Annotated in this window: 6 protein-coding genes; 4 read left to right on the top strand and 2 right to left on the bottom strand. The window is 36.9% G+C overall.

Annotated features, from left to right (window positions below):
* Positions 1 to 62: 62 nt before the first annotated feature.
* The 4 genes from ACXX8U_RS11495 to pbpC all read left to right on the top strand — a co-directional run bounded on the left by ACXX8U_RS11495 (position 63) and on the right by pbpC (position 9788).
* Positions 63 to 506: a nucleoside deaminase gene (locus tag ACXX8U_RS11495; RefSeq protein WP_158728759.1), complete on the top strand. Its 444-nt coding sequence runs from the start codon at positions 63 to 65 to the stop codon at positions 504 to 506.
* Between the two features lie 272 nt (positions 507 to 778).
* Positions 779 to 6439 carry an alpha-2-macroglobulin family protein gene (locus ACXX8U_RS11490; RefSeq protein WP_458565960.1) on the top strand — a complete coding sequence of 1887 codons (5661 nt, stop codon included), beginning with the start codon at positions 779 to 781 and terminating at the stop codon, positions 6437 to 6439.
* A 134-nt stretch (positions 6440 to 6573) separates the two neighbouring features.
* The gene (locus ACXX8U_RS11485) at positions 6574 to 7164 is read left to right on the top strand and encodes a transposase (protein ID WP_458565959.1); all 591 of its coding nucleotides are present in this window, start codon (positions 6574 to 6576) and stop codon (positions 7162 to 7164) included.
* 248 nt (positions 7165 to 7412) lie between these two features.
* Positions 7413 to 9788 (top strand): penicillin-binding protein 1C, encoded by a 2376-nt coding sequence (gene pbpC, locus ACXX8U_RS11480; protein WP_458565958.1) that lies wholly within the window; start codon positions 7413 to 7415, stop codon positions 9786 to 9788.
* 204 nt (positions 9789 to 9992) lie between these two features.
* On the opposite strand, the gene ACXX8U_RS11475 is transcribed toward pbpC, so the two are convergent.
* Both ACXX8U_RS11475 and ACXX8U_RS11470 read right to left on the bottom strand, forming a co-directional pair.
* On the bottom strand, positions 9993 to 11537 hold the full coding sequence (locus tag ACXX8U_RS11475) for an Rne/Rng family ribonuclease (RefSeq protein ID WP_458565957.1): 1545 nt from the start codon (positions 11535 to 11537) through the stop codon (positions 9993 to 9995).
* A gap of 378 nt (positions 11538 to 11915) precedes the next feature.
* The gene (locus ACXX8U_RS11470; RefSeq protein ID WP_066080765.1) at positions 11916 to 12206 is read right to left on the bottom strand and encodes an HU family DNA-binding protein; all 291 of its coding nucleotides are present in this window, start codon (positions 12204 to 12206) and stop codon (positions 11916 to 11918) included.
* Positions 12207 to 12269 lie beyond the last annotated feature (63 nt).

Below are 12269 nucleotides of genomic sequence, written 5' to 3'. Positions count from 1 at the left end.
TACAGTCGATAAAAAAAGTTGTCTCACAAAGAATTTAAATTTGCGAATTTGCGGTCTGTATTATGATAAACCCATTCACCGACGAATATTTCATGAAAAAAGCTTTGCAGGAAGCTGAAATGGCTTTTGAAAAAGGCGAGATTCCTGTTGGAGCCCTAATTGTCATTGATAATAAAGTCATTGCTCGAAGTCATAATTTAACCGAATTACTTCATGATGTGACAGCGCATGCCGAAATGCAATCCATTACTGCTGCTGCAAATTATCTAGGTGGAAAATATTTAACAGGTTGTACACTTTATGTAACACTGGAGCCTTGCCAGATGTGCGCTGGCGCTTTGTATTGGAGCCAAATTTCTAAAATTGTTTTTGGCGCTCGTGATGAACAGCGCGGTTTTATCACTCTAGGAACAAAACTGCATCCTAAAACTACTGTGGTACAAGGAATCATGGCCAATGAAGCCGCTGATTTGATGAAACGATTTTTTGCTGAGAGAAGGAAATAGAGTAGTCTAGATACTCCCTAGCCCAGATAGCAGTGAAAATCCTTATGTGCCAATCCCGAAACTTCGGGACGGCACATAAGATTGTAACGAATAGCTGGATTAGCTCCTAAAAAATACCTTTAAAAAATAATTTCCTCTCAAAGAATTTTCTTCTTAAAACAATAAATTAATTATTCTACATTTACTACAATATTACGGTAACTATCTAGTTATTGTGTTACTTGTGAGATGTTGCAATAATTTAATTTATAACCCATTAACTCTAGCTAAAAGTGAAAACAAAAGGATTAATTTGCGTTTTTTGTGTGTTTTTTTTGTTTCAAGCGTGTGGTAGAAAATCTGCCGCCGATTTTAATTCAGATTTCTCACTATTCAAAGAGTTTATTGTCAGTTTTACGGGAGGAATTGTCTCTTCAGAATCGGATATTAGGGTAGTTTTGGCTTTTGATAAAAAAGAATGGAAAGTCAATGAGGTTTTAGATAACGATTTGTTCACCATTTCTCCAAGTGTAGACGGAAAAATAATTGCGCTTTCGAGCAATACGATTGCTTTTATTCCTGAAAAAAAGCTGGAATCAGGTACGGAATATCAAGTGACTTTGCATTTGGATCAACTGAATCCAAAGGTTGCCGAAAACGATAAAATACTATCCAATTTTAACTTTACGGTAAAAACGATTAAGCAAGATTTTGTGGTCAATACGTTGGATTTGCAGTCCTACAGCCCAGAATATCAATACTTGAATGTGGTACTGAAAACTGCCGACAATATTGATTTGGAAACCGCTAAAAAATTGATTGAAGCCGAGCATAACGGAGATGATTTGAAAATTGTTTTCGAAAAAACCACTGCAGTTGGAAAAGAATTCAAGTTCAGAATTGACAGCATTCAACGATTAGATTCTAAAAGCAATTTGGAGATAAAATACGACGGAAGTGATTTTGATATCGATCAAAAAGGGACTATCGATTTCCCGATCACGGCATTGAAAGAGTTTAAAGTAGTTAAGACCGAAATTCAAGAAGGAGATAATCAAACCTTGTCTATTAATTTTTCGGAACCCTTAGAAAAAGGACAAGATTTTAAAGGATTAGTCGCCATTCAAAACACCAATAATTTAAAGTTTTCTGCACAAGGAAATGTGTTGAAAGTTTATTTTAGCAATGAAGTACCCGTTCAACAACCAGTTGAAGTGGCTCCCGAGCCAGTGGAAGCGGTTGTAAATGTTGATACTTCGGCCGTGGCTGTTGATAGTGCTGTGGTTGAAGAACCTGAGGAAGTTGCTATTGTTGAGCCTGAACCAGTTATGGATTTCCAAAAACTTACTGGAGAACTGTTGTTAGAAGTTTTTCAGGGAATAGAAAGTGAATACGGTAGAAAGTTAAATGAGAATTACACCGAGAAAATATCCTTTGATGAAATAAAGCCAAGTGTTCGGTTTATCAAAAACGGAACAATTCTGCCAAGTTCTAACAACTTAAAACTCAATTTTGAAGCGGTAAACCTGAGTGCTGTTGATGTAAAAGTGTATAAGATTTACAAAAACAACATCATGCAATTTTTGCAATACAACGAACTCAATGGTAGTCAAAACCTGAAAAGAGTGGCGCAGCCTATTGCCAAATCAACTCTGAATTTAAAAGAAAATACATTGCTAAATCTAAGTAAGTGGAACACTTTTGCTTTGGATTTATCTAAAATAATTACTCCTGAACCGGGCGCGATTTATCGAGTAGAGTTTGTTTACAAGAAAAAATATTCTTTGTACAAATGCGAAACTGCGGCTGAAGATACAACCGTAGAGGAAGAAGAGGTTGATGAGAATGATGTTAATTACAGCGGAAACTCTTACGATGATTATTACTACGATGATTACGAATGGCGAGAAAGTCAGGATCCTTGCTCGAGTTCTTATTTTTATAATGCCAAAATAGCAACTAATATTCTGGCTACTGATTTAGGTGTAATTGCCAAAAGAGGCGAAAACAAATCGTATTTGTTTGCCGTAAACAATATTGTCACCACAGAGCCAGTTACAAATGCGAGAGTAGATTTATATACTTTTCAGCAGCAAAAAATAACTACAGGAACCACCAACAGCGATGGAATCGCGACTTTTCAGTTGGATAAATTTGCCTATTTTGCTATTATAACGCAAGGTACGGAGTCTACTTATGTTAAATTAGACGACGGGAATTCATTGTCAGTAAGTAATTTTAATGTGTCGGGCGAGACTTTACAGAAAGGACTTAAAGGGTTCATTTATGGAGAAAGAGGCGTTTGGCGTCCCGGCGATAATTTGTATTTGTCTTTCATTTTGAATGATGCTTCGAATAAAATTCCACTAGGACATCCTATAAAATTCAGACTATCCGATCCAAATGGAAAAGTTACGTATCAAACGGTTCAAAAATCGAATGAATGGAATCATTATGCGTTTACAGTTCCAACAACAAATGATGCACCTACAGGAAATTGGGAAGCAATGGTTAGCGTGGGTGGTGCGAAGTTTTATAAAAGTATCAAAATTGAAACGATTAAACCCAATCGTTTAAAAATCAAAAATACTTTCAAACGAGCTATACTTTCTTCAGCTTATCCAAACACTAGCAACCTTGAAGTGGCTTGGCTTCACGGGGCTGTAGCCAAAAATTTGAATGTAGAAATGCAAGCTAAATTTTCGCAACAAACTACAGCTTTTAAGAATTATGACAAGTATATTTTTGATGATTTGGTTCGAAAATTCAGCACCGAAGAAGTTACCGTTTTCTCAGGTAAATTAGATGCCACTGGAAAAGCGAATGCTACGATAGACCCGAAAATACAAGGAGAAGCACCTGGAATGTTGAAAGCGTCGTTTATTACCAAAGTGTATGAAGAAGGTGGTGATTTTAGTACGGATGTCATTGCGACGACCTATTCTCCGTACGCTACTTATGTGGGGATTAAGTCACCTGAGCCGAACAAATACGGAATGCTAGAAACTCGTACCATGAACCAATTTGATGTTGTTACGGTCGATGAAAACGGACGACCAAAGTCGGTTAAAAACCTGGAAGTAAAAGTGTATAAAGTAGAATGGCGTTGGTGGTGGGATGCTTCTAGTGATAATTTATCGAATTACAACGCTGATAATGCCACGACTTCATATAAAACTTTTATAATTAATACTGATGCTAGTGGAAGAGGAAATGTCCGTTTTGCCTTGACGGATGAAGAGTGGGGACGTTATATTATTCGGGTTTCTGATGCTGTTGGCGGACACGCAACGGCTTTAACGGTAAATATCGATTGGCCAATGTGGTCTGGAAAAACTAGAAATACAGATGCTGCTACGGCGAATATGTTAGTGTTTTCAACCGATAAGGAGAAGTATGCTGTGGGTGAAAATGCTCAAATTTCGTTCCCATCTAGTGCAGGAGGGCGCGCTTTTATTTCTATCGAAAATGGTTCGAAAGTAGTACAAACACTTTGGGCAAAGACCCAAAAAGGAGAAACCAAGGTTACTATTCCGATTACGGCTGCTATGGCGCCGAATGTGTACTTTAATATTACGCTGTTGCAACCACACGCTTCAACCAAAAATGATTCGCCAATTCGTATGTATGGAATTGTGCCTATTGAAGTAGTTGATAAAAACACCATTCTTGCGCCCAAATTAGTAATGCCTGATGTGTTGCGTCCAGAGCAATCATTCGCTGTAAAAGTGAGTGAACAATCTGGAAAAGCAATGACCTATACCATTGCTATTGTTGATGAAGGATTATTGGATTTAACCCGTTTCAAGGCGCCAAATGCTTGGGATAGTTTTTATGTTCGTGAAGCTTTGGGCGTAAAAACATGGGATATTTATGATGATGTGATTGGAGCGTATGGCGGAAAAGTAAATCAGATTTTCAGTATTGGTGGTGACCAAGATTTGGGTGGTGGAAAAGCCAAAAAAGCCAATCGTTTCAAACCGGTTGTAATTTATATGGGACCTTTTAAATTAGAAAAAGGACAAACCAAAACCCATCAAGTAAAATTACCGAAGTACATTGGCTCCGTAAAAACAATGATCGTGGCTGGCGATGCAACTACAAGTGCGTATGGAAGTGTAGAAAAAGCAACTCCGGTTCGCAGTCCTTTGATGGTTTTGGCTTCGTTGCCAAGAAAAATTTCTCCATCCGAGAAAGTGACGATTCCAGTGACCATTTTTGCAATGGAAAAAAATATCAAGAACGTTACGGTTCAGATTAAAACGAACAACGGATTAAAAGTTATAGGAAGTGCCACTCAAAAATTGTCATTTGCTCAGCCAGACGAAAAAATGGCTTATTTTAATTTGGCCGTGGGTTCTGCAACAGGAATTGGAAAAGTGCAAATCGTCGCAACTTCGGGCAAGGAAAAATCAGTGTATGATGTAGAGATTGATATGACCAATCCGAATCCAGTGACCAATACATTCACTGATGTGATTTTAGAGCCGAATAGTACTAAAACTATCTCTTGGAAAACGTTTGGTGTTGCGGGAAGTAATAAAGCAAAATTGGAGGTTTCCTCAATGCCAACCATCAATTTGAATGGACGATTACAGTATCTGATTCAGTATCCTCACGGTTGTGTGGAGCAAACGACCTCGTCGGTTTTTCCACAATTGTATCTGAATGAGATTGTCGATTTGGATGCTACACGTCAGCAATTAATTCAAAAAAATGTAACCGCTGGAATCACGCGTTTAGGAGGTTTTCAATTGTCGAATGGTGGAATGGCATACTGGCAAGGAGGAACCGTTGCTGATGATTGGAGCACTTCGTATGCAGGACATTTTATGATTGAAGCAGAGAAAAAAGGGTATTTATTGCCGATCAATTTCAAAACCAAATGGATTTCGTATCAGCAAAAAGAAGCCAAACAGTGGCGATTTATGCCGAGTTACGGAAATGATTTGGCACAATCGTATCGTTTGTACACATTAGCATTGGCAGGTGTACCCGATTTGTCTTCGATGAACAGATTGCGTGAAACCAAAGGAATTTCGAACGAAAGTAAATTGCGTTTGGCCTCGGCTTACGTAGTGGCGGGACAAAAATCGGCAGGTTTATCGTTGTTGCTGAATACTTCAATTGATGATAATTCGAATTATAATTATTACTATTACGGTTCTGCTGATAGAAATCGTGCCATGGCTCTAGAAACATTGTTATTGCTTGGGCAAAAGCAAAAAGCATTTGCAATGGCAACAAAATTGGCCAAAGATATGTCAAGTGACCAATGGATGAGTACGCAAACTACGGCGTATGGTTTGTATGCTATGGCTAAATTTTCTGTAAGCAATGGTCCAAAAGGAATCGATGTTCAGTTTAGTAAAGACGGAAAAGCACAATCAATTAAAACAACAAAAACCATCGCAGACCGAAGTTTGGTTGTTAAAAAGGGTTCGAATAGTGTGACTCTAAAAAACAACAGAAAGAATAGATTGTATGTTCGTGTGCTGAACACTGGAATTCTTCCAATTGGACAAGAAAAAGCGATTCAGAGTAATGTTTCGGCTTCGATTGTTTTCAAAAACAGAAAAGGAAGTGTTATCAATGTGTCTAAAATCAATCAAGGAACTGAATTTGTTGCTGAGGTAACGGTTAAAAACCTAAAAAATGAACGTGTAGAAAATGTGGCGTTATCACAAATTTTACCTTCTGGTTTCGAAATTGTAAATACTCGTTTCACGGATTATGGAGACGCCACCAATAATGTAGCTGATTATATTGATATTCGGGACGATAGAACTAATTTCTATTTTGGATTGAAATCTGGAGAAGTAAAAACGTTCAGAATATTGCTGAATGCCTCTTATCTTGGAACATATTATCTGCCTGGCTTGCAATGCGAAGCCATGTATGACAATACATTTTTGGCCAGAAGGAAAGGGTTTTGGGTTCAAGTGGTGAAATAGCAAGCATCCTAACAGGTTTCCAAAACCTGTTAGGTGTTTATTTGGAGCGAGTTAAATTAATTTTCTTTTAGGGATAAAATAGATACCTAACAGGTTAAAAGAAACCTGTTAGGATAGTAAAAAGAAATAAAATAATGGAGAAAGATATTTTCGAATCAGGTCAATATTATCACATATACAATAGAGGAAATAACAAGGAGAATATTTTTATTGAGGAGAAAAACTATAATTATTTTCTTGAGAAAATGAAGAAATATCTTTTACCAATTGCAGATGTTTATGCTTACTGTTTACTCAAGAATCATTTTCATATTGTGTTAAGAATTAAAGACAAGGAGGAGTTGCCAGAAAAATTTAAAGCAAAAATTCATTTGCCTTTTTCTAACTTTTTTAATTCGTATGCCAAAAGTATAAATACTGCTTATAGTCGAACAGGAAGTTTATTTCAAGAACATTTACAAAGAAACAGAATTGAAAATGAAGCGTATTTGAAACAATTGATAGTGTATGTTCATTTAAATCCTGTAAAACATAAATTTACTGAATCATTCGAAACGTATTTACATTCATCCTACCGCACTTATTTTTCAAATAAAGAAACAAATATTGATAGAGATTTCATTCTCGAACTATTTGGAGGTTTGGAGAATTTTAAGGTTTATCACAATGAAAGAAGATTGGTTTATGAAGGGGTAATTGATATGATTGATAAAATGGATACTTAGGTTGTTTATCCTAATAGGTTTCTAAAACCTGTTATTTATTAGTTAGAACTGTAAATTCATATTCCAGCACAGCTAAATGGATAAATTAGTCATGTCAGTATGAATGAGTTCTATATATCCTAACAGGTTTTCAAAACCTGTTAGGTGTTCAACAGTATGGTTTATGTAAATATAATTTTCTTTTAGAGGGGGGAAATATACCTAACAGGTTTTGAAAACCTGTTAGGATAAAACAAACAAATTTCATTTTGAAAAACAAACTAATAGCGCTCCTAGAACGCATCATTAATTGGATAAAAAGAAATAAAATTAAATCATCAATAGCCTTTTTGTTGTTGGTGGTTTATTATTTTTCGTTGCCACGAACTTTGTTTCAAGAACCTTATTCTACGGTGATTGAAAGCAAAGAAGGAGAATTGCTTGGCGCCAAAATTGCTCTTGACGGGCAATGGCGATTTCCTGCACAAGACAGCGTCCCGGATAAATTCAAGAAATGTATTGTCTATTTTGAAGACGAATATTTCTTCAAACATCCCGGATTCAATCCTGTGGCGATGGTCAATGCTTTTCAGCAAAACCGAAAAGCGGGTAAAGTCGTTCGTGGTGGAAGTACTTTGACACAACAAGTCATTCGGTTGTCCAGAAACGGGAAAGGGCGAACCTATTTCGAGAAAATAATCGAGCTCATTCTCGCCACCCGATTAGAATTGGGCTATTCTAAAAACGAAATATTAGAATTGTATGCGGCTCACGCCCCTTTTGGCGGAAATGTGGTGGGTCTCGAAATGGCTTCTTGGCGGTATTTTGGCGTGCAATCCCATCAATTGTCGTGGGCCGAGAGTGCAACATTGGCCGTTTTACCCAATGCGCCTAGTTTGATTTATCCGGGAAAAAACCAAATCAAATTATTGAGCAAGCGCAACCGACTTTTATTGAAATTAAACCAAGAAGGAGTCATTGATCAACAGACTTACGAACTTTCTATAGACGAACCTTTGCCGCAAAAACCGTATGATTTGCCTCAAATTGCACCTCATTTATTGCAAAGAGTAGCTAAGAATCAAGAGGGAACTCGCGTGAAAACAACAGTAGAAATTGGGTTGCAAAACCGAGTCAATCAAATTGCAAAGTATTATTACAATCAGTACAAGCAAAACGAGGTTCATAATTTGGCGATCTTGGTTATCGATGTGTCCAATAGAAAAGTGATGAGCTACGTGGGTAACTCGCCTACGGATGGCAATCATCAAAAAGATGTCGATATTATTGATGCGCCAAGAAGTACAGGAAGTATTCTGAAACCGCTTTTATACGCCGGTATGCTCGATGATGGTGAGTTGTTGCCGAATACGCTAGTTGCCGATATCCCAACGCAGATTGCGGGTTATACGCCTCAGAATTTCAACCTCACATTTGATGGAGCCGTTCCTGCCCATCGGGCATTGGCGCGATCTTTGAACATTCCTTCTGTATTGATGTTGCAGGATTTTGGAGTGAATAAATTTTATGAAGAAATGCAACGTTTCAAATTGAGGGATATTTCAAAACCGCCGGATCATTATGGATTGTCACTTATTTTGGGTGGTGCTGAAAGTAATTTATGGGATTTGTGCCGAACTTACGCGGGTTTGTCTTCGACTTTGAATTATTTTAATAAAAATCAAGGGCAATACCGCACTAATGAATTTGCTGAACTGAATTACGATGATGATTTTCAAGTTGATTTTGGCGATGAAACCAAGCAAAAGAACGTTTTGGGCGCAGGATCAATTTGGCTCACGTATAACGCAATGGAACAAGTCAATCGACCTGAAGGTGACGAGGCTTGGAAATTTTATGACAGTTCACTAAAAATAGCTTGGAAAACGGGAACAAGTTTTGGGAATCGGGATGCGTGGGCGATAGGAACTAATTCAAGATACGTTGTAGGTGTGTGGGTAGGTAATGCGACAGGTGAGGGAAGACCAACTTTGACGGGAGTTACTAGCGCGGCACCCATTTTGTTTGATGTCTTTAATTTATTGCCTAGACAACGATGGTTTGATATACCAATTAAAGATTTAGCAGAAGTTGAGGTGTGTAGTTTGAGTGGTCATTTGGCTAAAGACGGTTGTCCGAAAATAAAACAACTGGTTCCGAAGAAAGGCAAAAACACTTCAATTTGTCCGTATCATAAAACGGTGCATTTGGATAAATCATTGCAATTTCAAGTGAACAGCAGTTGCGAAAACATAGAAAATATAGTGACTAAAAACTGGTTCATTTTGCCACCTGTAATGGCTTGGTATTACAAAAGTCAGCATATCGAATACTTGCCTTTGCCACCGTTCAGGAATGATTGTATGGGAACACAAACGGCTACAATGGATTTTATTTATCCGAAAACAAACAGCAAAATTTATCTTACCAAGAATTTTAATAGCGAAGTTCAGCCTGTGATTTTAAAAGTAGCGCATTCGCAAAGGGATAGTAAACTTTTTTGGTATGTTGACCAAGTGTTTAAAGGTAGTACGAAAACCTTTCATGAAATGCCAATCTCGGCAACAACAGGGCTTCATTACATTACTGTGGTGGATGAATTTGGAAATGAAATTCGGAGGAAGATTGAGATTGTAAGGGAATAGCTTTTTAAATTCTGAATATCATTTTAATAGAGAATCTTCTTTTGAAATTGATTCTCCTAGCCCAGATAGCAGCGGCATCTCCCGATTTTATAAAAACAAGGCTTTTTGGCCGTAGTTTTTTTGATCGGGAATATAGCGGATAGCTGGAAAAAGCTCCTAAAAAAAGAGCAAAAAAAAACTCCCCAATTTCTTGAGGAGTTTGTTTTATTCTATGACAGCATTTTCTTTTTTGTCATAAAAATGATATTCTAGGTACGTGTAAGCATCACGAGGTATAATTTTCACCCATTTTTTGTGTTCAAGAAACCATCTTGAACGCAATGATGGAAAACCTTTGGTAAGGTATGCGGCCACAAACGGATGAACGTTAAGAACAACTTGATTGTGGGTTTTTAATACTCTTTCTAGATCAAAAGAAATTTTATCAATGATTTGAATTGGCGCTTCAATTTCGCCTACTACATTGTTTGGATCTTCTTCTCTGGTTTTAATATTAACTTCTGGTCTTACTCTTTGACGTGTAATTTGAACTAATCCAAATTTGCTAGGAGGTAAGATTTTGTGCTTGGCTTTATCATCACTCATTTCTTCTTTCAAGAAATCGAACAAGACTTTGCGATTTTCAGGATTAGACATATCGATAAAATCAACTACAATGATACCGCCCATATCTCGCAGACGCAATTGTCTAGCGATTTCGGCAGCAGCAATCATGTTGACTTCCATGGCAGTATCTTCTTGGTTGGTGGCTTTGTTAGAACGGTTTCCGCTGTTTACGTCAATAACGTGCAAGGCTTCGGTATGTTCTATAATTAGGTAAGCTCCTTTGCTCATGGAAACTGTTTTTCCAAATGAAGTCTTGATTTGTCGCTCTATGTTGTATTTCTCAAAAATAGGTGTGTCTTTTGATTGATAGAACTTTACAATTGATTGTTTGGATGGTGCAATTTCTTGCAAGTAATCCTTTGTTTGGTTGTACAACTCTTCATCATCTATTTGAATACCGCTAAAGGTATCATTAAACACGTCTCGAAGTATTGATGAAGCTCTGTTGAGCTCTCCAAGTACTTTTGACGGATGATGAGCAGTTGGTAATTTTTTACACATTGCAGTCCATCTGCTTAGCAGGTTCTGCAAATCTTTTTCTAATACTACTGTGCTTTTGCCTTCGGCTACTGTGCGAACAATAACACCAAATCCTTTTGGTTTGACGGATTGCACTAATCGTTTCAAGCGTTCCTTTTCTTTTTTGTCTTCTATTTTTTGTGAAATAGAAACGCGGTCAGAAAACGGAACCAAAACTATAAATCTTCCTGCAAGAGAGAGCTCAGCGCTAATTCTTGGTCCTTTGGTTGATATAGGTTCTTTGACGACTTGTACTAATACAGATTGATTGGCATTCAAAACATCGGTAATGGTGCCATCTTTATCAATCTCTTTTTCAAACTGAAAGTTTTTTAGGGAGAAATCTTTTAATTTACCTGCGCTTACAAGTTTTATGAATTTCAGTTGAGAAGCAAGATTAGGTCCTAAGTCATGATAGTGTAAAAAGGCATCTTTTTCGAAGCCTACATTTACAAAAGCAGCGTTAAGTCCGGCAACTGGTTTCCTGATTTTGGCAATAAAAATATCACCTACTTGGAAATTGCTTTTTTCTTCTTCTTTGTGTAATTCAATTAGTTTTCCATCTTTTAATAAGGCAAAATCTACAGCTTCAGAACTAGATCTAATGATTAATTCTTTATTCATTTGTAAATTTTTATCCTGACTTTAAGTCGAAAGTCAAAAGTCGAAAGTCAAAAGTATTGCAACTCATAACTCATAACTCATAACTTATAACTGGCTGTAAGGATGGATTAAACAATAATTTTACAGGTATTGTACCCGGGGAAAATTAGCTAGCGATTTTCAGTTTAAGTTCACAGTTGAGCTGCTTACTGAGACTGAATACTGCTGGCTGGATTTTCGATTTCAATGAACGTTTAAAAAGAAAAAAGTAGTTTAAAACTACTTTTTCTTCTTGTGACGGTTAGCTCTCGCTCTTTTTTTACGTTTGTGCGTTGCTACCTTATGTCTCTTTCTTTTTTTACCACTTGGCATGTCTTGTCGATTTTATGATTAATATTATTATTTTGCTTCGTTGTTCGTTTTTACACCTTCTACAAATACTTTAGCTGGTTTGAAAGCAGGAATATTGTGTGCAGGAATTTTTATAGTTGTATTTTTAGAAATATTTCTACCTGTTTTCTCAGCTCTAGTCTTCACTATAAAACTGCCAAAACCTCTTAAATAAACATTGTCTCCAGTTTCTAATGAATTTTTCACTTCATTCATGAAAGTCTCCACAGTTGCCTGAACATCTCCTTTTTCAAGACCTAATTTTTCTGAAATTTTCGCTACGATATCTGCTTTCGTCATTTTCTTTCCTATTTATAATGTTGTACTATTTTTTTGAGTTTGCAAATATAGGAATTTAAAAAA

This window comes from Flavobacterium sp. GNP001, assembly GCF_054343775.1.
Note: the sequence above shows the minus strand (reverse complement) of the source record. Positions and strands in the feature narration are given on the sequence as shown.

Excerpts from the sequence above, each read along its gene's own strand:
- ACXX8U_RS11495 (WP_158728759.1), top strand. The coding sequence starts at position 63 with ATGATAAACCCATTCACCGACGAATATTTCATGAAAAAAGCTTTGCAG.
- ACXX8U_RS11485 (WP_458565959.1), top strand. The coding sequence starts at position 6,574 with ATGGAGAAAGATATTTTCGAATCAGGTCAATATTATCACATATACAAT.
- ACXX8U_RS11475 (WP_458565957.1), bottom strand. The coding sequence starts at position 11,537 with ATGAATAAAGAATTAATCATTAGATCTAGTTCTGAAGCTGTAGATTTT.
- ACXX8U_RS11470 (WP_066080765.1), bottom strand. The coding sequence starts at position 12,206 with ATGACGAAAGCAGATATCGTAGCGAAAATTTCAGAAAAATTAGGTCTT.